The organism is Fervidibacillus halotolerans, assembly GCF_026547205.1.
GTDB classification, from domain to species: Bacteria; Bacillota; Bacilli; order Bacillales; family Caldibacillaceae; genus Fervidibacillus; species Fervidibacillus halotolerans.
Window position 1 is genome coordinate 2,434,294 of record NZ_CP106877.1, and the last position, 20,748, is coordinate 2,455,041.

At 41.3% G+C, this 20,748-nt stretch carries 23 protein-coding genes; all 23 read right to left on the minus strand.

Annotated features, from left to right (window positions below):
• Nucleotides 1-2: 2 nt before the first annotated feature.
• The 23 genes from nuoK to rpiB all read right to left on the minus strand — a co-directional run bounded on the left by nuoK (nucleotide 3) and on the right by rpiB (nucleotide 20,717).
• On the minus strand, nucleotides 3-299 hold the full coding sequence (gene nuoK, locus OE105_RS11395; protein ID WP_275420298.1) for an NADH-quinone oxidoreductase subunit NuoK: 297 nt from the start codon (nucleotides 297-299) through the stop codon (nucleotides 3-5).
• Nucleotides 300-380: 81 nt separating this feature from the next.
• Nucleotides 381-878 carry an NADH-quinone oxidoreductase subunit J gene (locus OE105_RS11400; protein WP_275420299.1) on the minus strand — a complete coding sequence of 166 codons (498 nt, stop codon included), beginning with the start codon at nucleotides 876-878 and terminating at the stop codon, nucleotides 381-383.
• On the minus strand, nucleotides 875-1,294 hold the full coding sequence (gene nuoI, locus OE105_RS11405) for an NADH-quinone oxidoreductase subunit NuoI (RefSeq protein WP_275420300.1): 420 nt from the start codon (nucleotides 1,292-1,294) through the stop codon (nucleotides 875-877). The genes OE105_RS11400 and nuoI overlap by 4 nt, the downstream gene beginning before the upstream one ends.
• Nucleotides 1,295-1,350: 56 nt before the next feature.
• Entirely contained in the window at nucleotides 1,351-2,343 is a 993-nt protein-coding gene (gene nuoH, locus OE105_RS11410; protein WP_420842533.1) for an NADH-quinone oxidoreductase subunit NuoH, read from the minus strand.
• 88 nt (nucleotides 2,344-2,431) lie between these two features.
• A complete protein-coding gene (locus OE105_RS11415; protein ID WP_275420301.1) occupies nucleotides 2,432-3,532 on the minus strand; it encodes an NADH-quinone oxidoreductase subunit D in 1,101 nt (366 codons plus the stop codon).
• Nucleotides 3,533-3,800: 268 nt separating this feature from the next.
• The gene (locus OE105_RS11420) at nucleotides 3,801-4,295 is read right to left on the minus strand and encodes an NADH-quinone oxidoreductase subunit C (protein WP_275420302.1); all 495 of its coding nucleotides are present in this window, start codon (nucleotides 4,293-4,295) and stop codon (nucleotides 3,801-3,803) included.
• 18 nt (nucleotides 4,296-4,313) lie between these two features.
• A complete protein-coding gene (locus OE105_RS11425) occupies nucleotides 4,314-4,817 on the minus strand; it encodes a NuoB/complex I 20 kDa subunit family protein (protein WP_275420303.1) in 504 nt (167 codons plus the stop codon).
• Nucleotides 4,808-5,173 carry an NADH-quinone oxidoreductase subunit A gene (locus tag OE105_RS11430; RefSeq protein WP_275420304.1) on the minus strand — a complete coding sequence of 122 codons (366 nt, stop codon included), beginning with the start codon at nucleotides 5,171-5,173 and terminating at the stop codon, nucleotides 4,808-4,810. The genes OE105_RS11425 and OE105_RS11430 overlap by 10 nt, the downstream gene beginning before the upstream one ends.
• A 547-nt stretch (nucleotides 5,174-5,720) precedes the next feature.
• Nucleotides 5,721-6,128, minus strand: coding sequence for a F0F1 ATP synthase subunit epsilon (locus OE105_RS11435; protein WP_275420305.1), 408 nt, complete (start codon nucleotides 6,126-6,128; stop codon nucleotides 5,721-5,723).
• A 25-nt stretch (nucleotides 6,129-6,153) separates the two neighbouring features.
• Nucleotides 6,154-7,575, minus strand: coding sequence for a F0F1 ATP synthase subunit beta (gene atpD / locus OE105_RS11440; RefSeq protein WP_275420306.1), 1,422 nt, complete (start codon nucleotides 7,573-7,575; stop codon nucleotides 6,154-6,156).
• A 138-nt stretch (nucleotides 7,576-7,713) separates the two neighbouring features.
• The gene (gene atpG, locus OE105_RS11445) at nucleotides 7,714-8,571 is read right to left on the minus strand and encodes an ATP synthase F1 subunit gamma (RefSeq protein ID WP_275420307.1); all 858 of its coding nucleotides are present in this window, start codon (nucleotides 8,569-8,571) and stop codon (nucleotides 7,714-7,716) included.
• 76 nt (nucleotides 8,572-8,647) lie between these two features.
• Nucleotides 8,648-10,171 carry a F0F1 ATP synthase subunit alpha gene (gene atpA, locus OE105_RS11450; protein WP_338030908.1) on the minus strand — a complete coding sequence of 508 codons (1,524 nt, stop codon included), beginning with the start codon at nucleotides 10,169-10,171 and terminating at the stop codon, nucleotides 8,648-8,650.
• Between the two features lie 12 nt (nucleotides 10,172-10,183).
• A complete protein-coding gene (locus OE105_RS11455; RefSeq protein ID WP_275420309.1) occupies nucleotides 10,184-10,732 on the minus strand; it encodes a F0F1 ATP synthase subunit delta in 549 nt (182 codons plus the stop codon).
• Nucleotides 10,729-11,241: a F0F1 ATP synthase subunit B gene (atpF, locus tag OE105_RS11460; RefSeq protein WP_275420310.1), complete on the minus strand. Its 513-nt coding sequence runs from the start codon at nucleotides 11,239-11,241 to the stop codon at nucleotides 10,729-10,731. Before atpF ends, OE105_RS11455 begins: the two co-directional genes overlap by 4 nt.
• Nucleotides 11,242-11,366: 125 nt before the next feature.
• A complete protein-coding gene (gene atpE / locus OE105_RS11465) occupies nucleotides 11,367-11,579 on the minus strand; it encodes a F0F1 ATP synthase subunit C (protein ID WP_275420311.1) in 213 nt (70 codons plus the stop codon).
• 77 nt (nucleotides 11,580-11,656) lie between these two features.
• Nucleotides 11,657-12,367, minus strand: coding sequence for a F0F1 ATP synthase subunit A (atpB, locus tag OE105_RS11470; protein WP_275420312.1), 711 nt, complete (start codon nucleotides 12,365-12,367; stop codon nucleotides 11,657-11,659).
• A 6-nt stretch (nucleotides 12,368-12,373) separates the two neighbouring features.
• Nucleotides 12,374-12,763, minus strand: a complete 390-nt coding sequence (locus OE105_RS11475; protein ID WP_275420313.1) for an ATP synthase subunit I — start codon at nucleotides 12,761-12,763, stop codon at nucleotides 12,374-12,376.
• Between the two features lie 509 nt (nucleotides 12,764-13,272).
• Nucleotides 13,273-15,654, minus strand: coding sequence for a S8 family peptidase (locus tag OE105_RS11480; RefSeq protein WP_275420314.1), 2,382 nt, complete (start codon nucleotides 15,652-15,654; stop codon nucleotides 13,273-13,275).
• 211 nt (nucleotides 15,655-15,865) lie between these two features.
• Nucleotides 15,866-17,011 carry a non-hydrolyzing UDP-N-acetylglucosamine 2-epimerase gene (gene wecB, locus OE105_RS11485; RefSeq protein WP_275420315.1) on the minus strand — a complete coding sequence of 382 codons (1,146 nt, stop codon included), beginning with the start codon at nucleotides 17,009-17,011 and terminating at the stop codon, nucleotides 15,866-15,868.
• 132 nt (nucleotides 17,012-17,143) lie between these two features.
• Nucleotides 17,144-17,773: a uracil phosphoribosyltransferase gene (gene upp / locus OE105_RS11490; protein ID WP_275420316.1), complete on the minus strand. Its 630-nt coding sequence runs from the start codon at nucleotides 17,771-17,773 to the stop codon at nucleotides 17,144-17,146.
• A gap of 304 nt (nucleotides 17,774-18,077) precedes the next feature.
• Entirely contained in the window at nucleotides 18,078-19,313 is a 1,236-nt protein-coding gene (glyA, locus tag OE105_RS11495; protein ID WP_275420317.1) for a serine hydroxymethyltransferase, read from the minus strand.
• A gap of 118 nt (nucleotides 19,314-19,431) precedes the next feature.
• Entirely contained in the window at nucleotides 19,432-19,971 is a 540-nt protein-coding gene (locus OE105_RS11500) for a TIGR01440 family protein (protein WP_275420318.1), read from the minus strand.
• A gap of 302 nt (nucleotides 19,972-20,273) precedes the next feature.
• The gene (gene rpiB / locus OE105_RS11505; RefSeq protein ID WP_275420319.1) at nucleotides 20,274-20,717 is read right to left on the minus strand and encodes a ribose 5-phosphate isomerase B; all 444 of its coding nucleotides are present in this window, start codon (nucleotides 20,715-20,717) and stop codon (nucleotides 20,274-20,276) included.
• Nucleotides 20,718-20,748: the final 31 nt, after the last annotated feature.

The following is a 20,748-nucleotide window of genomic DNA, read 5'->3' on the forward strand; positions in this document are numbered from 1 at the left end:
CCTTAATAAATTTCGTCTAAGTCGATCGTTTTTTTATTCCGGTAAAGGGTAAGTAATATTGCAAGACCGATCGCCACCTCTAGTGCGGCAACGGTCATCACAAATAAGGCAATTACTTGTCCACTGATATTGGGAAAAAAACCATATTTGGTAAAGGCAATGAAATTCAAATTCACCGCATTAAGCATCAATTCAATACTTAAAAAAACGATTAACGTATTTTTATGTGAAAGGGCTCCGAATAACCCGATACAAAATACGATTAGTGCTACCGTTAAATAGGCGGATAATGAAACCAATTGATCACTTCCCTTGTCGATTCATCTTTAAATAAAGATTCCGAAAAACGTATCGATCCGTAGGACGATTCCTTGCCTTCTTTATGTGTTTTCCTTTTTCGCTAAAATAATGGCTCCGATCAGTGCTGCAAGAAGCAAGACAGAAATCATTTCAAAGGGAATCATATATTGGGTGAAAATCAACTCACCGATTTGTTCGGTATTGTTTTTCCCGTAGGAGACAGGCTTCCGTGGAGGGGTTACTTTATGAATTCCGTAAAAAATAATAATCATAAGAAGAACAATCGGGATGATTACAGGCCACTGGAACCGTATCATTCTTTTTCTTGTCGTTCCTGTTTTTTGTTTCGTTAACATAATGGCAAATAACATTAAAATCGTAATCGCACCGGAATAAATTAATAGTTGGACACCGGCGACGAATTCCGCCGTCAATAAAATATACAAACCACTCATACTAACGAAGGTAAGAACTGCACTTAAAAGGGCATATACAGCTTTCCGAAAAACAAGGACGAAAACAGCCCCGATGATCGCACCGAGTGAAAAAAGGACGAAAAAGATAACCTCTCCGTTCAAGCCTTATTCTCCTCCCGCAAATTCGTTACATGATTGTTTAAGTCGTCCAAGTTTTTGTACAACTTACTACGACTATATTCAGCTAGTTCAAAATTATTCGTCATAATAATTGCTTCCGTTGGACAAACTTCCGTGCACAAATCGCATAATATACAAATTTCAAAATTAATATCGTACGTTTCGATGATTTTCCCCCGTTTTTTCGGATCGGGATGTTTTTTCCCTGTCAGTTGAATACAATCTGTCGGGCAAATATTCACACATTGATTACAAACGATACATTTTTCAGGATAAAATTTTTGAATCCCTCGAAAACGATCGGGTAAAGGAATCGGTTCTTCCGGATATTGATAGGTTATTTTTTCCTTTGTCCCCTGGTTCAGGGTATATTTCATCCCTTTGAGCCATCCGATCATCCGAGCACCCCCCTTAAGATTTTAAATCATTCACGGGAACCTTTTTTCCTAGCAAATTATGAAAGGATTTCATATATGATGGCCGTTAGGAAAATATTGATAATCGAAATTGGAATCAACCCTTTCCAAGCAAAGGTCATCAATTGGTCACCTCGAATTCGTGGAAACGTAAAACGAATCCACATAAGGGAAAAGAAGATGAGGGAAAATTTTATTGCAAACCAAATTGCTCCCGGAATCATCTCAAAATACGGGATCGGATGCCATCCACCTAAAAATAACACGGTTGTCATCGCAGCCATGGCAAACATATACACATATTCTGCCAACATAAAGATGGCAAAACGAAAACCGGAATATTCCACTAAGTAACCGGCCACTAACTCGGATTCAGCTTCCGGTAAATCGAAGGGAACCCGATTTAATTCCGCGACGGAAGCGATATAAAAGATGATAAATCCGACGGGCTGATAAAGGATAAACCAAACCGATTGTTGGGCGCCTACAATCGTATTTAGATTCAAACTTCCTGCCAAAAAAATGACGCCAACGATGGAGAGAACGAGTGGAATTTCATAGGAAATCATTTGTGCAGCGGCCCTCATTCCCCCAATTAACGAATACTTGTTGTTAGAGGCCCATCCACCGGTAACGATTCCAATTACCGACAAACTTGAAATCGCAACATAATACAAAAGCCCGATTCCAATATCTGCGAATTGGAAATGCTTTGTAAAGGGAATCACTGCAAGTACCATAAAAGCGGGAACGAAGGCAAGAATAGGGGACCATTTAAAAAGCGTTCGGTCCGCATCCTTTGGAATCGTATCTTCCTTCAATAATAGTTTGAAAACATCAGCAACCGTCTGAAGTAAACCGAACCGCCCCCCTGTACGATTCGGTCCAGATCTAAGTTGCATCGTACCCATTACCTTTCGTTCGGCTAAAATGGCAAAGGTAACGAAACTTAAAACAAAAATTAAAAAGGGGACAACATAGATGAAAAAGGATAAAAATCCTTCCATCGACGGAGGCTGTTCTAAATTCATCGGCGAATCCCTCCCCTTTCCTCAACTGTTTATTTGATGGAAATCGTTATTTTTCATCCACCTTTTTACCCATAAAACCCTCTTCCCCTTATCCGTCCACTTCCCCTAACACGATGTCAACTGCACCGAGGATGGCGATCACGTTGGCGATATTTTCCCCTTTCAACAATTTCGGTAAAATTTGTAAATTGTAAAAGGACGGTCGGCGAAACTTGATTCGATACGGTTCTTTACTACCATCGCTAGCAATATAACAACCGATTTCCCCCCGGGGTGATTCGATTCGGACGAATGTCTCTCCCTTTGGCGGTCGAATCATTCTCGGCACTTTCCCTAAAACGGGGCCCTTCGAAGGAATTTGTTCACACGCTTGTTCGATGATCTTTAATGATTGGTCGATTTCTGCCATTCGACATTCATACCTCGCTAAAGCATCTCCCTCTTGTCGTACGGGTACATCAAAGTCAAATCGGTCGTAAAGGGAATAGGGATCATTTTTCCTTACATCCCAACTCACCCCTGTGGAACGTAAATTTGCACCGCTTAGTGAATAGGCGATTGCATCGTTTTTCGTATATTTCCCAACCCCCTTCACCCGACTAATAAAGATTTCATTCCCACTTACCAATTCGTGGTATCCGGCTAGTTGGCGACGCATATATGGTACGAATTCCTGAACCTTTTTAATCCAACCGTCTGGGGCATCCCATTTTACTCCACCGATTCTCATATAATTAAACGTTAGCCTGGCACCACTTAATTCCGTCAACAAATTAATAATCATTTCCCGGTCTCGGAAGGCGTATAAAAAGGGGCTTTGGGAACCGAGATCTAATAAATAGGTTCCCCACCAAACGAGATGACTGGCTACTCGCCCCAATTCCATCGCAATGACCCGTAAATATTCCGCCCGCTCTGGAATCTCAATTCCCATCATCGTTTCCACCGCATGACAAATTACATAATTATTCGTCATAGCCGATAAATAGTCCATCCGATCTGTGTAAGGAATAATTTGTGTATACTGGAGATCTTCCGCGATTTTTTCCGTTCCACGATGCAAATAACCGATAACGGGAGTCGCCTCATGAATGATTTCTCCATCGATTTTCAAAATAAGCCGAAAAACACCGTGGGTACTCGGGTGTTGGGGGCCGACGTTTAAAATCATTTCCTCCGTGCGTAGCAACCTTTCCACACTCCTCTAAAAGTTATCCACAATATTAACAGTTTTTTTTATCGAACTGTTAACAACTTTGTTGATCTACCGGAATTTTGAATACGTACACGTAAAATTAACAACTTATAAACAGAGTTATCCACAATAATTGGATAAATACCCACAGGTCTCTCGACAGTTATTCACAGTCTGTTGTTGAAATCGTGGATGAAAAATAAGGAAATGTTCGTAATCATAAACGCTTTTTTTACCAAATATTCTCAGTTTCAGTCATTTGTCACTTTAGTGGGTTTTCATCCTTATAATCCTTTCGAAGGGGATAGCCTTTCCAATCTTCCCCTAAAAAAATCCGGTGGAGATTCGGGTGTCCTTCAAACCGAATTCCGAGCAAATCGTATGCCTCACATTCGGGCCACATGGCACCTTCCCAAATGGATGTAACAGATGCGACAATTGGTTGGTCCCGATCCGTCTTCGTTTTTAATATGAGCGATCGTTTCCTAGAAATGGATTGTAAGTAAAGGAATACTTCCATATGGGTTTGAAAATCTGTTCCATGTAATTCTGTTAAATATTCGAATTGCATATCAGGATGGGATTTTACGATTTTCGCTACCTTTTGATATACTTCTTGTTTGACCACGATGGTTGGTGTATGTTTCGCTAATTCATTTATATAATAATCTTCCAAACCGTTTTCTCCGATTTGATTTTTTAATATATTCACATAGTGAATAAGTTCCTGATTTCGTTCATCTATTCCTTTTTCCATACACACCCCTTCTTTCGATTACTTCACCCTTTTTCCCCGTTTCCCATCCTCGCGTATTTTTTCTTGAAGCATTCGAATTCCATGAATTAATGCTGCCGGATTCGGTGGACAACCGGGTATATAGACGTCGACGGGAACGACTTGATCGACTCCTTGTACGACGGAATAGGAATATACGTAAGGTCCGCCTGCTGTTGCACAAGATCCCATAGCAATCACCCATTTCGGTTCTGGCATTTGTTCATATAACCGTTTGATTACTGGAGCCATTTTTTTCGTTACCGTTCCTGATACGATCATGACATCACTTTGTCGAGGAGAGGCACGAAAAAAGGAGCCGAATCGATCTAAATCGTAATGGGCACCCCCTGTTCCCATCATTTCAATTGCACAACAGGCAAGTCCAAAGGTCATTGGCCAAAGGGAACGACTTCTCGACCATGCCTTTAGTTGTTCGATCGTCGTAAAAAACACATTTCTTTGTACGCCGGAGTCCTCTAACAATTTTCCCTTTACATCCATTCCAACACCTTCTTTTTCCACGCATATATTAAGCCAAAGCATAACATGAAGGTAAAAATAAGCATTTCAATAAGCGCAAACATACCTAGTTTCCCATAGGCAACCGCCCAAGGAAAAAGAAATATAACTTCGATGTCAAAAATGACAAATAGCAGTGCGAACAAATAATATTGGGGAGAAAACTGAATTCGTGAATCGTGGAACGGTTCGATTCCACTTTCATAACTTACTCCCCTTCCCCCTTCCTTCGATGGTGGTCTCAACCATTTACCGATGGAAAGAGAAAGGATTGGAAGGGATAGGGCGATGATAAAAAAGGTGATGATCAGTAAATAACTGTTATAAAAACTATTCACTGAAAAATCCTTCCTCCCTTTCGTTAAAAGATTTCGACTCGTCTTTACTACCTAATATATGATGGTACTTAAAAAGTAGTCTTTTTTTTTCTTGTAAACGGATTGAAAAGGGGAGTGATTCAATAACAATAATAGGGGAGTGAAAAAAGGATAAATTTAAGATACCTCTATTGATGAAAAGATCGTTTTTGGATTTTCATGTAAACGTGTTTTCTACATAATGTATTTCATCATTGGGTTGATGGTCGCTTTCATCTATTTGGAGACGTGTTTTTTCTTTGACAAAACTTTCTTTAAGATCTTAACGCTCTTCGTTCTTAAACATAAAAGATATTTAACAAAATGCGTATACAATAAAGATGAGACATGTGACATTACTCCTTTAAATGGGGTTTGGCGATTACATTTTACTAAAGGAGTGTCACTTGTCTCTATTTTTTGAACAAAAAAAGGTGCTAGGTTTAGTCACCAACACTAAAAATTATAGAGCCGAAAGAAAATAGAAAAGAGCCACTCCCTATTTGGAGTGGCTCCTAGTCTACATTTCTTATTTATTTTGTTGGGCGACAGAAATCCGATTCAACGCACGTCTCAGAGCTAATTCAGCCCGTTTAAAGTCGATATTTGATTGAGCTTGTTGACGCAAACGTTCTTCCGCACGCTTTTTCGCACGAATCGCACGTTCGATATCGATGTCATCCGCCCGCTCAGCTGATTGGGCAAGGATGGTTACCTTATCCGGTTTGACTTCCAGAAATCCTCCGCTTACCGCCACAAGTTCTACTTCTTTTCCTTTTTTTAGCCGTACCGAACCGATGGCAAGCGGAGCAACCATTGGAACGTGACCAGGTAAAATGCCTAGGTCACCGGTCAACGACTTCGTACTTACCATTTCCACTTCTGATTCGTACACGGGACCATCAGGAGTTACGATACTTACCGCGACAGTTTTCATTATTTCTCGCCTCCTTCAGTCCCAATTATACTTCAACGCCCATTTTTTTCGCCTTTTCCACTGCATCTTCAATCGTACCGACTAAGCGGAATGCTTCTTCAGGGAGATGGTCCCATTTACCATCTAAAATTTCTTTGAATCCACGAACCGTTTCTTTCACAGGTACGTAAGATCCCGGTTGTCCTGTGAATTGTTCTGCTACGTGGAAGTTTTGGGATAGGAAGAATTGAATCCGACGGGCGCGATGAACGACAAGTTTATCTTCATCAGACAATTCGTCCATACCTAAAATGGCGATAATATCTTGTAATTCTTTATACCGTTGTAAGATTTGTTGTACGCGTCGTGCAACTTGGTAATGTTCTTCTCCAACAACTTCCGGTGTCAACGCCCGAGATGTGGATGCAAGTGGGTCAACGGCAGGATAAATACCCATTTCAGACAGTTTCCGTTCAAGGTTCGTCGTCGCATCCAAGTGGGCGAAGGTTGTAGCCGGAGCTGGGTCCGTATAGTCATCCGCAGGAACGTAAATCGCTTGAATGGACGTTACGGAACCGACATTGGTGGAAGTAATCCGTTCTTGTAATTGACCCATTTCGGTCGCTAATGTTGGTTGATAACCTACGGCAGAAGGCATACGACCGAGCAAGGCGGAAACTTCCGAACCAGCTTGGGTAAACCGGAAAATATTATCGATAAAGAAGAGCACGTCTTGACCTTGTTCATCACGGAAATATTCCGCCATCGTCAAACCGGTTAGTGCAACACGCATTCTCGCTCCCGGTGGCTCGTTCATTTGACCGAATACCATCGCTGTTTTGTTAATAACACCCGAATCTTTCATTTCGTAGTACAAGTCATTTCCTTCCCGAGTCCTTTCCCCGACTCCGGCAAATACGGAAATACCACCGTGTTCTTGTGCGATATTATGAATCAGCTCTTGGATCAAAACGGTTTTTCCAACACCTGCACCACCAAAGAGACCGATTTTTCCACCTTTAATATACGGGGCAAGCAAATCAACGACTTTAATACCCGTTTCCAAAATTTCAACTTCTGTCGATAATTGTTCGAAATTCGGGGCTGGTTTGTGGATCGGATCCCTTCTAAGTCCTTCGTCTAATTTTCCGTCTAAATCGATCGGATCGCCTAAAACATTAAATACCCGACCTAAAGTCGCATCACCGACAGGTACGGAAATAGGACGACCAGTATCTACTACTTCCATTCCTCTCATTAAACCATCAGTTGAAGCCATGGCGATCGTCCGGACCGTATCATCCCCTAAATGCAAGGCGACTTCAAGAGTTAAATCGATATCTACTTCTGCTTTCGATTGGGCCTTGTAGGTAACTTTCAAAGCATTATATATTTTTGGCAACTGGCCATTTTCAAACTTAACGTCGACTACCGGGCCCATTACTTGCAGGATGTATCCTTTATTCATTAGTTTCCCTCCTGACTTCCATTCGTTGGGCTAAAATGTTTTTCTTCCTATTCGTCCTCCAAATCCATCTACTTCCCATCGTTTCCATTCGAGGAAATAATGGGAAAGGTAACCACCGAAAATGATCGTATGGATCTTTTATTCTAAAGCTTGTGCACCACTGACAATTTCGGTGATTTCTTGGGTGATCGACGCCTGTCTTGCACGGTTATAACTCAATGTCAGCGTATTGATTAATTCCGTCGCATTATCCGTTGCATTTTTCATCGCCGTCATCCGTGCAGCATGTTCGCTCGCTTTGCTTTCTAAAATCGCACCGAATATGAGACTTTCCGCATATTGGGGGAGAAGAATCTCCAAAATCTCATGTGCGCTCGGTTCAAATTCGTAGGATAAATGTTTTTCATCCGTTGTTATATCCGAAAGAGGTAAAAGTTTTCGTTCGACAACTTTATGATTGATTGCAGAAATATATTGGGTGTAATATAAATACAATTCATCGAAAGTGCCGTCGATAAACATGCCGACCGTTTGCTGCGTCAAACTTTTGATTTCCATAAATGTCGGGTGATCATGCAATCCAACGATATCTAACAAGATGTTAGCACCGCGTTTTTCAAAAAAATCTTTTGCAACCCGACCGATGGCGATGACGTAATATTCGTCTTCCGATTGATGTCGGCTTTGGATGTCTTGGTATACTTTACGCAATACGTTACTGTTGTAAGCCCCCGCGAGTCCGCGGTCGCTCGTAATGACCAAATAGGCTGTTTTTCTAATTGGCCGATGGACGAGCATCGGATGGGAAGTTGTGTCAACTCCGTGGGCAATACTGCTTACAACTTCTTGAATTTTATCCATATATGGTTCAAAGGCTCTGGCAGAAGCTTCCGCCCGATTTAATTTTGATGCGGACACCATTTGCATCGCCTTTGTAATTTGGCTCGTTTTTTTCGTCGATTGAATTCGGCTTTTAATTTCTCTCAAAGATGCCAACGCTTGTCACCACCCTCCGATTGGATTTCGGTTGGATTTCCCTTCCTATTGGAAAGGTCACGCCATACTACCCGCGTTATTTATTTTCTTCCGTTTCGGTGGACACGAACATTTTCTTGAATTCGTTAATCGTTTCTGCCATTTCTTCATCCGATGGAAGATCACCCGTCGTTTTTATTTGTTTTAATACGTCAGGCTCCGTTTGGTCTAACCAAGTATAAAACTCGTTTTCAAAGCGACGGATATCCCCAACTGGAATATCATCTAAAAATCCACGGGTCAACGCATATAAAATCATCACTTGTTTTTCTACTGGAATCGGTTTATGCAAATCTTGTTTTAATACTTCAACGGTACGGGCACCACGGGCTAATTTCGCTTGGGTTGCTTGGTCCAAGTCGGATCCGAATTGGGCGAATGCTTCCAATTCCCGATAAGAAGCCAAATCCAATCGCAATGTACCCGCAACTTTTTTCATCGCTTTAATTTGTGCAGCACCACCTACACGGGATACGGACAAACCAGGATTAATCGCTGGTCGAACACCGGAGAAAAATAGATCCGATTGCAAGAAAATTTGTCCGTCTGTAATGGAAATAACGTTCGTTGGAATGTAGGCAGAAATGTCACCCGCTTGCGTTTCAACGAAAGGTAAAGCGGTTAAGGAACCTGCACCTTTTGCATCACTTAACTTAGCTGCCCGTTCTAACAATCTGGAGTGGAGATAGAAAACATCCCCCGGATATGCTTCCCGACCTGGTGGGCGGCGTAATAATAGGGACAATTCCCGATAAGCAACGGCTTGTTTGGATAAATCATCATATACGACGAGCACGTGTTTCCCGTTGTACATGAATTCTTCACCCATCGTAACGCCGGCATACGGTGCTAAATATTGTAATGGTGCCGGTTGGGATGCGGATGCCGTAACAACGATCGTATAATCGAGTGCTCCATGTCTTCTCAAAACTTCAACGGACGTACGAACCGTCGATTCCTTTTGTCCGATGGCGACGTAAATACAAATCATATTTTCATCTTTTTGATTCAAAATGGTATCGATTGCAACACTCGTTTTCCCTGTTTGCCGGTCACCGATGATTAATTCCCGTTGTCCACGACCGATTGGAACGAGGGCATCGATCGCTTTAATACCGGTTTGTAACGGTTCATGGACGGATTTCCGATCCATAACGCCTGGTGCAGGACTTTCGATCGGACGGGTTTTCGACGTTTTAATTGGTCCAAGTCCATCCACTGGCTGACCTAATGGATTCACAACGCGACCGATCAATTCTTCACCTACGGGGACTTCCATAATTCTTCCGGTACGACGGACTTCATCCCCTTCATGGATACCGGTGAACGGACCTAATATGATAATCCCAACATTGTTTTGTTCTAAGTTTTGGGCTAGTCCCATCACACCATTGGAAAATTCAACGAGCTCACCGCTCATAACATTATCAAGACCATGAACACGGGCAATCCCGTCTCCGATCTCAATGACCGTACCTACGTCGGAAACGTCCATTTCGGCCTGATAATTTTCGATTTGCTTTTTTATCAGCGCACTGATTTCTTCAGCTTTAATGCTCATTCTTTTCACCCCTTATGACGATTGATTCAGGATCAGTTTACGTTTGAGGCGATCTAATTTTCCACGTAAACTGCCATCGAATATTCGGTTGCCGATTTGTATTTTCACACCACCGAGCAGATCGGTGTTAACGATATTGTTAATTTCCAAGGAACGTTTATTTACTTTTTTCGCAAAGACTTTTGAAATTTCTACCTTTTCCATATCGGTAAGGGGACGGACGGTTTCAACGGTTGCCACCGCCAATCCTTTTTTCTCATAGGATAATTGGAAAAATTGTTCAATCATCGGAATCATGTGCTCAATACGATGCCGCTCGATCATGAGTAGCAATGTATTGATAATGTATGGTGAAAAATCCGCAAATACGTTCAAGAGCGTCTCCTGTTTTTGTTGAAAGGAAACCTTCGGAGAGCGCAAAAAGGTGAGGAAATTTTTTTCCGATTCGAAAACATATTTAACGATACGGAGTTCGTTTTCGATTCGATCCGTTTCATTTTTTTCCACTGCAAGCTGAAAAAGAGCAGTTCCATACTTGTTTCCTATTTCCGTCTGTATCATCGCTCTTCTCCTGCTTTCTGGATAAATTCTTGAATTAAGGCTTCTTGATCTTTTTCATTCAGCTCTTTTTCAATTACTTTCGATGCAATTAAAACGGATAAGGAAGAAACTTGTTCTCTCAAGGCAGATACGGCCTTTTCTTTTTCTTGTTGAATTTCAATACGAGCAGACTCTTTCATTTTTTCTGCTTCCATACGGGCCGTTTGAATGATTTCTTCCCGTTGAGCTTCTCCTTGCTTTTTCGCATTTTCAATAAATGTTTGTGCTTCTTCTCGAGCATTTTTCACCATTTGTCTATGTTGCTCTAAAATTTCTTGGGATTCCTTTTTCGCTTTTTCAGCCGCTTCGATTTCTCCGGCTACATATTCTTCCCGATCTTTCATCGTTTTTTGGAGCGGCTCCCATGCGTACCTTTTTAATAAATACATAAGAATTAAAAAGGCGAACAGTTGATATAACGAATCTAACGGCGCAAAGCCGGATGCTCCCAGTGCCAATTGATCAATCACGCAATTTCACTCCTTTCAGAGGTTCGCATCTTTCACTAAACATATATCTTTCATTGGAATTATGCATAAAGGAATGGCGAAGGTTGTGCAATCATCTTCGCCACTAAAAAAATGTGTTCCATGTATTATAGGAAAATTGCGATGAAAGCAATTACGACACCCATGATCGGAATCGCTTCTACGAAAGCTATCCCAATGAACATGGTCGTACGTAACAGGCCGCTCGCTTCCGGTTGACGAGCCATTCCTTCTACCGTTTTGGATACGATCAAACCATTCCCTAAACCTGCGCCTAAAGCGGCTAAACCTACTGCGATTGCTGCTGCTAATGCACCCATTACTTAATTTCCTCCTTTAAATTTATCAAAAATGAATTTTTTCGATTGAATTGTTCATATTTTTATGAACATGTATATTAATGGTCATCGCTCACTTTGTGAGACATGTAGACCATCGTTAACAATGTAAAGATAAATGCTTGGATTGCTCCAATAAATATACTAAACGCTTGCCATACAATCATTAGAGGTATACCTGCTATTCCGCCAATAATTGAACTCGTTCCTAACGCGACGAGTAAACCTAACAAAACTTCTCCAGCGTAGATGTTCCCATAAAGACGAAGACCTAATGTTAACGAATTGGAGAATTCTTCAACGATTTTCAATGGAAACATGAATTTCATCGGTTGGAAAAAGCCTTTGACATATCCTTTTGTCCCTTTAAGCTTTACCCCGTAATAATGGGAAAGGACGATAACCATAACAGCTAATGTCATCGTAATCAATGGATCTGCTGTTGGGGACTTCCACCATAGTTCGTGATCGACGACGATGGCAAAGGGTAACCCTAACATGTTCGACACAAAGATGTATAGAAGCAAAGTAAATGCTAAAAGATGGAATCGTCCACCGGTTTTCCAATCCATCGAATTGTTAATAATCCCACGGACAAAATCGACGACCCACTCCATTAAATTTTGTGCCCCTGTAGGCTTCCTTTGCAGTCTCCTTGTGCTAAAGAAAGCGATAAGGAATACGATGACCGATGAAACGGTAATCATGAGAATATTTGATGCGTTATAAGCCAGTCCGAAAATTTCACGAATTGGAGCTCCATGTTGCACAACTATTCACCTCTCTTCCTGACGAAATTGCTTTTTAAAAAATAAAACTATCAAGTCAATGAATATGACAATATAGGATACGGTAAATCCTATAATTGTAGCAATTAAATGAAAAACATCTGGATACTTTAAAGCAACCAATACGGCTAAAGCGACGTAAGCCAGTCTTGAAAATGTTCCGATGGAGTAAACGGTTTTATTCTTCTGTACCGCTTTACTGAGGCGTAATGTCCGCTGTTTCAATAGCCATAAATTCAAAAAACTGACGGAAATTCCGAGAAACAGACCTGCGAAAAAGGTTTTAAAGACAGTAAAACCCCATCCTAAAGCAACGATGGCAAGAATAAAATACATATACTTTTTATATCGGTTGTATAATAGCTCCAAATCTGGCATCTTGTTACTTATCCCCTAAAATATTGATCTTTCTAATATACAATAGCATTTTTTTATTTTTTTGAAAAGAGAGCGGGAAACTAGATAAATACTGTCGATAGAGGGATTGTTAGAAGTCTTTTTCGACAATTTTAATCAGTAAATACCGAACGATATGTATTCGAGTCTTTTTCTGTATTTCCACTATGCTCACAGGGGAAATTTGAGAAACCTATTCTTTCGGTAATGAAAACCTTATCAATCCACACTTATTGAGAATACAATAGTACATGTTTTCTGTCAATTTATTAGCTGTAAAAAAATAATTATTTTTATTAAATGGGTGTTCACGACTTTGCAAAACATCTGTTAAAAACCCTTCATAATGAAACCCATTTCAATATAAATGAGAAATTTTTTTAACTTCCGTACAACATAAAATCGAACGTAATTCGGAGAAATCCCTTTAAAAACGTTGGTTAAAAAGCAAAAAGGAGGAAGAAAAATAGTTTGCCTTCCCCTCCCCTCCGCTATTGAACGGTATTGTTTTCGTTTCCTTCAATTTCCAGCCATTGTTGCAAATAATCTTCCTTTCCCGCTTTTTTCGCATAGGCGATGGCCAAATAACTCCCAGATGAAATGTCGTTTTTAAATTCCACTTCTCCTTCCGATAATCCTTTTTTCATCCCCCTTTTCGCTTTGAATAAATGAGTGATTTCACTTGTAAATGGATTGAGAAGGAAAATACCAAATTCCTCGGCACCCCCTGGCAAATACACTTCATATCGAATCCATCCTTTCTTTTTTCCATTTTCTATCGCAAAAAACATCAGACGGGGATAGTTTGGTTCTTTGATCAAATATAAATATGGGATTTGAAAAAGTTGATGGGCCGCATACATTTGTATGTATCCTTCGTGAATTTCATCCGATTGTTGTTCGTCCTTTAATTGAATTGATAAGTCGATCTTTCGTTTTTCCCCTGGTTTTAAATAAAAGGAGAGTGGTACATCCCATACGACCATATCTTCTTGCTTTGGCGGTTGGAAAGTATAACGAATCGTCTCCTTACTTACATTTTCAACGGTGATTGTACGGTTTTTCACTTCCGTCGGCTTTCCTGTCGTTTTTCCGAAAAGAATTGCCCCCGGTTCAACAATGGTCGTTGTGTGAAGGGCTTCATCTACTTGAATTCGACCTGCCCCTTGTTCAAATGTGCGATAATACGTTTTATTTTTCGTAAGGGGTTTACTCGTATTCATTAATGCTGCCTTAATTTGTTCCGGTGTCCAGTTTGGATGGGCTTGTTTGATTAAAGCACATGCGCCGGTAACATGGGGTGCAGCCATACTCGTTCCGTGAAGCGTAAGATATCCACCGGGGACTGTACTTGTAATTGATACACCTGGGGCAAGGAGATCCGGTTTTATATTCCAAGTGGAGGGAACCGGGCCTCGGGAGCTAAAATTTGCCAAAACATCTTCTTCCCTTTTCCAAACTAGTCGTGCAATCGATTCTCGTTTGAGCATATTTTTCAATGTTTTACCATCTTCCTTCGCTAGGACGTATATCGGAAGGGGAATTTCCCAACCGACTTCTTCACCGTATGTGAACAATTCTTCTTCTGAAAATCCGGTTAAAATAGCCCCCCTCACTTTTTCCTTGGCTAATGCCTCAATTTTTTCGGAAAGGGAGTACCTTCCCTTTTCTAACAAAACGAGGGAATTGACAAGCGACCGATTCTGTTCATTTCCCTTTCCGTTTCCATAAAAAATTTGATAGGAACGTTGGAAATCCCATTTTTCTAACTTTTTTAACGGGGTTAATCGAAAAAGACGTTGTCGATATTGTAAATAGGGAATCATTAATGGCGGAGTAGATGCTCCTACAGATATCGCTTTATGGGACGTACCGGGAGAACCGACCGTCCAAAGTTCAGGTCCAGAGTTTCCACTGGAGACGACAGCGACAATTCCCCGTTTAACCGCCGCATCGAGGGCAAGGCTCGTCGGTAAGTCCGGACCGTTGATTTGAATCCCTAAAGAAAGGTTTAAAATGTCCACCTGATCTTTTATGGCTTGTTCAATGGCAGCTAAAACTTGCTCCGTCGTCCCCCTTCCCCCTGGACCTAGAGCTCTGTAAACAAATAGGCGGGCATCGGGGGCTATACCAATCATTTTCCCATTGGCTGCAATAACGCCTGCAACATGTGTCCCGTGGATCGTTCCTGCGTCCTTTTCTTGCGGGTCGTTGTCGTTATCGACAAAGTCGTATCCTTTTTCATAATTAGAAAACAAGTCCGGGTGGGTATAATCGATTCCCGTATCGATCATGCCGATTTTTATACCTTTTCCGGTTAACCTTTGGCCATGTTCGTCAGTCATCTTTCGGATTTTATCCATCCCAATCCATTGGAAATGATTTGGAATTTGATCCGGTTCGTAAGGGAAATCATTTTCCAATCGTTTTTCCCCCATGGAGAAATTCTTATATCGGTTCGTTAGTGGATTCCCATCGTTCTTTTCTTTCAACCCCTCTTGATTCGATTTCAACGAATATTTGATCGAAAAACCTAGATCAACATCCGTCTGTTCATTGGCGATCACGTACTGCAATTGATAAACGGTTGAAGGGAAGATCTGTAACACCCGGTCATCCTTTTCCAATTGCCCGATTGCCAGTTTTGATCCCTTTACAGAAATGGCGGGAAAAATCGTATCAAAACGATATTCCAGTTGAAGCTGTGGTGCGTTTTTTAACAACTGTTCCATTTCATGTTCGGATAAAGGATGTTTTAACAGGATAATGGCAGATGAAAAATTAGATTGTTTTTCCGCTTTCGCTTCCCAATTCGGTTGTCCAATTTGAACAATTAGTTGGAGGAAAATGAGGATGAAAATGATTTTTTTCAATGGAAACCTCCTTTTTCTTGTCAAGGAAAGTATATCTTTCCATGTATTATTTGGAAAAAAGTTTCAAATATAATATCCATATGTTGGTAATCCCTCCTTTTTCTTCTTTCTTCATCCACTTTTTTCAATTTGACTTTTTATGCATACAAAAAAGCCCACCGTTATTCCAGTGGGCTTTCGATCCATTCCAATCGACAATTTCAAGTTCGGTCTATGGACGAAAAGGTTTCGGCCTTTCTTTCGTTTTTTGAAAATAATATAAAATCGCATCCCCAATTCGTTCCGAGGCATGACCGTCTCCATACGGATTCGCAGCCTTTGCCATGTCTTCATAGGCACGAGAATTCGTCAACAATTCCTTTGTTAATTGATAAATCGGTTCTTCTTCAATGCCAGCCAATTTCAACGTCCCTGCTTCAATTCCCTCCGGCCGTTCCGTCGTATCCCGTAAAACGAGTACGGGCTTTCCTAACGACGGAGCCTCCTCCTGAATACCACCAGAGTCGGTTAAAATGAGATGGGCTCTCGCGGCAAAATTGTGAAAATCGATGACATCAAGCGGTTCAATGAGATGAATACGGGAATCATTCCCTAGTATTTCCGTTGCTACTTCTCGAACTGCCGGATTTAAATGGACGGGATAGACGACTTGCACATCCGGTGTTTCTTGTACAATTCGTTTAATGGCACGAAACATATTTCGCATCGGTTCTCCTAGGTTTTCCCGGCGATGGGCGGTCAATAAAATCATTCGGTCCGTTCCAATTTGCTCCAAAACGGGATGACTATATTCATTTTTAACCGTCGTTTTTAACGCATCGATCGCCGTGTTTCCAGTAACAAAGATCGTTTCGTCCCTTTTATTTTCACTTCGTAAATTGGATGCGGCTCTCATCGTCGGAGCGAAATGAAGATCCGCTAACACTCCGGTTAATTGCCTATTCATTTCCTCCGGATAAGGGGAGTATTTATTCCACGTTCGAAGCCCAGCTTCCACATGGCCGACGGTAATTTTGTTATAAAAAGCTGCTAAGCTAGCGATAAAGGTCGTCGTTGTATCTCCATGAACTAACACGAGATCGGGGCAAACTTTTTTCATAACATCATCTAATCCTTCGAGCCCCTTCGTCGTCACATCGATTAACGTTTGCCGATTCTTCATAATATTCAAATCGAAATCCGGTTCGATTCCAAAAATATGTAAAACTTGATCCAACATTTGTCGATGCTGGGCAGTAACTGTAACGATCGTTTCAAATTGTTCTTTTCGTTTTTGAAGTTCGAGAACGAGCGGAGCCATTTTAATCGCTTCCGGCCTTGTTCCAAAGATTAACATCACTTTGATTCGATTATCCAACGGTTTCACATCCTTTAAAACTCAATTTAAAAGGTGCTCACTTCGGAGAGGGAAGGGGGAAAGATTTCTACGGATGAAAAAAGAGGCGAAAATAACGGGAAACGTCCCCGTTATTTCCGACGTAAAGGAAGTTTATTTCGTTCCGAAAAGACGGTCGCCCGCATCTCCGAGTCCTGGAACGATGTATCCTTTTTCATTCAACTTTTCATCCAATGCGGCGATATAAATATCTACATCCGGATGGGCCTCTTCCAACGCCTTTACACCTTCTGGAGCAGCGATTAAACACATGAATATAATATGTTTCGCCCCGCGTTTTTTCAAAGCATGAATCGCTTCGACCGCCGATCCACCGGTAGCTAGCATCGGGTCTACAACGATAAAATCCCGCTCCTCTATGTCTGTAGGTAATTTCACATAATATTCCACCGGTTTTAATGTTTCTGGGTCACGATACAATCCGATATGACCAACTCGTGCATTTGGAATGAGTTTTAATACTCCATCAACCATACCCATTCCTGCCCGTAAAATCGGAACAACACCGAGTTTCTTTCCAGTTAAAACCTTTGCCTTCGTTTTACAGATCGGCGTTTCGATCTCAATTTCGGTCAACGGCAAGTCACGAGTTACTTCAAAGGCCATTAAAGTTGCAATTTCATCAACAAGTTCTCGAAATTCTTTCGTCCCGGTATCCTTTTGTCGTATGTACGTCAATTTGTGTTGAATCAATGGATGATCAAAAACAAATACTTTCCCCATGTTTTTCACTCCCTTTTTTCATTGAAATTTTGGAGATGCTTTCGTAACCAAGGGCGACAACAAACATACACTTCGATTCATTTTACATAAAAATACGATATTTCGCAATAGCCGTTACCGTTGTTAACATTTATTTCGAAAATTGCAACGGTATGTTGGACGAGTCATTTTGCATGCACCTTTAATTCTAATCGAATTGTTTTTCTATAGAAGGTGTGACCGGTTACGAAAAGAATTCCGTAGATTGTAAAGATTGTTCGAATCAGTCGTATTTTTAAACAAAAAGCCACCGGTAGTCGGTGACTTATTCATATAACGGATATTTTTTTGTTAATTCCTTTACACGTCCTTTTGCTTCCTGTTTCGTTTTTTCATCATCCATGTTTTTTAATGTGAGTGCTATGATTTTCCCTACTTCAACCATATCTTCTTTCGTAAATCCTCTCGTCGTCACAGCTGGGGTTCCGATCCGGATACCGCTTGTGACAAAAGGGCTTTCAGGGTCAAAGGGAATGGTATTTTTATTGACGGTAATCCCAACTTCATCGAGGGCTTTTTCCGCCGCTTTTCCAGTAATCCCAAATTTCCGTAAATCTACGAGTAACAGGTGGTTGTCCGTTCCTCCCGATACGAGATCAAAACCTTCTTCTTTCAACGTTTCTCCAAGCACTTTCGCATTGTCAATGACGTTTTGTATATACTGTTTAAAATGGTCTTGTAACACTTCCCCTAGGGCGACCGCCTTCGCTGCGATGACATGCATAAGGGGGCCACCTTGAATACCAGGGAAAATAGATTTATCAATTTTTTTCGCATACTGTTCTTTACATAAAATCATTCCACCCCGAGGACCGCGCAATGTTTTATGCGTCGTTGTTGTCACAAAATCGGCATAGGGGACCGGATTCGGATGAAGTCCAGCAGCAACAAGCCCTGCAATATGGGCCATATCTACCATTAAATACGCACCGACTTCATCGGCGATTTCTCGGAATTTTTTGAAATCGATTGTTCGTGGATAGGCACTTGCTCCAGCTACAATTAATTTCGGCTTATGTTCCTTCGCTTTCTTTCGCACGTCTTCATAATCGATCATCTCTGTTTCGGGGTCCACACCGTAATCGACAAAATTGTATTGAATCCCACTAAAATTAACGGGACTTCCGTGGGTCAAATGTCCGCCGTGGGATAAATTCATACCTAAAACCGTATCCCCCGTTTGTAGGACGGTAAAATAAACGGCCATATTCGCTTGTGCCCCTGAGTGGGGTTGAACATTTGCGTAATCAGCTCCAAAAATCTTTTTCGCCCGTTCTCTAGCTATATTTTCAGCAATATCGACGAATTCACATCCCCCGTAATAACGTCTACCTGGATACCCTTCCGCATATTTATTCGTCAATACGGAGCCTTGTGCTTCCATAACGGCCTTTGATACAAAATTTTCCGAAGCGATTAATTCGATATGATCCCGTTGTCGATTTAACTCTCCTCGGATGGCTTCGTAAACTTCCATGTCTTGATTTTTTATATGATCCAAGTTTTCCCTTCCCCTTTCTCCTACGACTATTCCTTTATATTTTATCACGGGTTATTTCTTCGTGGCGGAAAAAATGATTCCGTTTTCCTAAAAAATCAGGTGATTCATTCGAAGGCGTTCATTTTAAAGAATAGACCGCCCTTTGTCCCCCGATTAATTTCGGACGGGTTTTGGCCAAGGTGACATGGGCTTTTCCAACCGTCGGATTCGTTACCCGAACGGGAACAACAACGGGTTTTAAATGCATACCGATCAGCGTATCACCGATGTCTATCCCATAATCGGCTTTAATCGATTCAACGACAACGGGAGATTCCATATTTCGGTAAGCGACCGTCGCCATCGATCCCCCGGCTTCTGGAACGGGGATAACAGTTACTTCCTCTAATTGTTTTTCCTCTTGGACAACTCTTTCTACAACGAGGGCACGATTTAAATGTTCACAACATTGGAAGGCAAGTTGTAATCCGTATTGATCGGCAAAGGCTTTTAATTCAGTGTACAAAAACTCCGCTACTTCCAATGAGCTTCCCGTTCCAATTTTTTTGCCAATCACTTCCGAAGTGGAGCATCCGACGACTAATATTTGACGGGGTTTGGGTTCTATTTGTTGGCCGAATTCTTTTAAAATTTCTCGAATTTCCCTTTGTAATTCCATCCAAATCACCTACCTATAAATGATTGAATGATCGATTTCACTTTCTATCCCTCTCATGTTTTAAAAGGGGCTGCACAAAAATACAGCCCCTTTCTTCGTAAATGAAATTCGATTGGTTACATTTCGGTGGTGGCGCTTTCCTCGGGCATGGCCAAGCCTTTTCCACTCGCATCGTTCGTGGGGTCTTCGGCTCGTGTTGTTCCTCTTGGAGTCGACGTCACCTTCCCTTTCATCAACTAATGGACTGATCGAACAGTCCCTTTTGCACATAACTTTCAATGGAGATTCATTTAGCAAAGCAATTATGCCTTTTTTTCATAGTCCATGATTTTACCGATTCTTCTTTCATGTCTGTCACCGGTAAAATCGGTTGTTAACCAAGTTTTGGCAATATCCCTCGCCAATCCTGGCCCAATAACCCGTTCTCCCATTGCTAAAACGTTCGCATCATTATGTTCCCTCGTAAGCCTTGCACTGTATACATCATGGCAAAGGGAGCAACGAATGCCTTTGACTTTATTCGCAGCAATGCTCATACCAATACCTGTTCCACAAATTAAAATCGCCCGATCAAATTCTCCATTGGCAACCTTTTCTGCAACTGGTAGAGCGTAGTCCGGATAATCCACTGACGTTTCACAATCGCATCCAAAATCCTCGTATTCGATTCCCATTTCTTCTAGTAGTTTAACAATTTCCGCACGGATGTGAATCCCACCGTGATCACTCGCTACAGCTACTTTCATGATCTTCACCTCAAGTTTGCTTTATGTCAAT

Coding starts and splice junctions, on each gene's coding strand:
- OE105_RS11475 (WP_275420313.1), bottom strand. CDS start 12,763: ATGCCAGATTTGGAGCTATTATACAACCGATATAAAAAGTATATGTAT.
- atpE (WP_275420311.1), bottom strand. CDS start 11,579: ATGGGTGCATTAGCAGCAGCAATCGCAGTAGGTTTAGCCGCTTTAGGC.
- OE105_RS11420 (WP_275420302.1), bottom strand. CDS start 4,295: ATGGAAAAAGGAATAGATGAACGAAATCAGGAACTTATTCACTATGTG.
- atpA (WP_338030908.1), bottom strand. CDS start 10,171: ATGAGCATTAAAGCTGAAGAAATCAGTGCGCTGATAAAAAAGCAAATC.
- OE105_RS11425 (WP_275420303.1), bottom strand. CDS start 4,817: ATGGATGTAAAGGGAAAATTGTTAGAGGACTCCGGCGTACAAAGAAAT.
- atpD (WP_275420306.1), bottom strand. CDS start 7,575: ATGAATAAAGGATACATCCTGCAAGTAATGGGCCCGGTAGTCGACGTT.
- OE105_RS11455 (WP_275420309.1), bottom strand. CDS start 10,732: ATGATACAGACGGAAATAGGAAACAAGTATGGAACTGCTCTTTTTCAG.
- OE105_RS11435 (WP_275420305.1), bottom strand. CDS start 6,128: ATGAAAACTGTCGCGGTAAGTATCGTAACTCCTGATGGTCCCGTGTAC.
- nuoI (WP_275420300.1), bottom strand. CDS start 1,294: ATGATCGGATGGCTCAAAGGGATGAAATATACCCTGAACCAGGGGACA.
- rpiB (WP_275420319.1), bottom strand. CDS start 20,717: ATGAAAGTAGCTGTAGCGAGTGATCACGGTGGGATTCACATCCGTGCG.
- upp (WP_275420316.1), bottom strand. CDS start 17,773: ATGGGGAAAGTATTTGTTTTTGATCATCCATTGATTCAACACAAATTG.
- OE105_RS11500 (WP_275420318.1), bottom strand. CDS start 19,971: ATGGAATTACAAAGGGAAATTCGAGAAATTTTAAAAGAATTCGGCCAA.
- nuoH (WP_420842533.1), bottom strand. CDS start 2,343: ATGAATTTAGAACAGCCTCCGTCGATGGAAGGATTTTTATCCTTTTTC.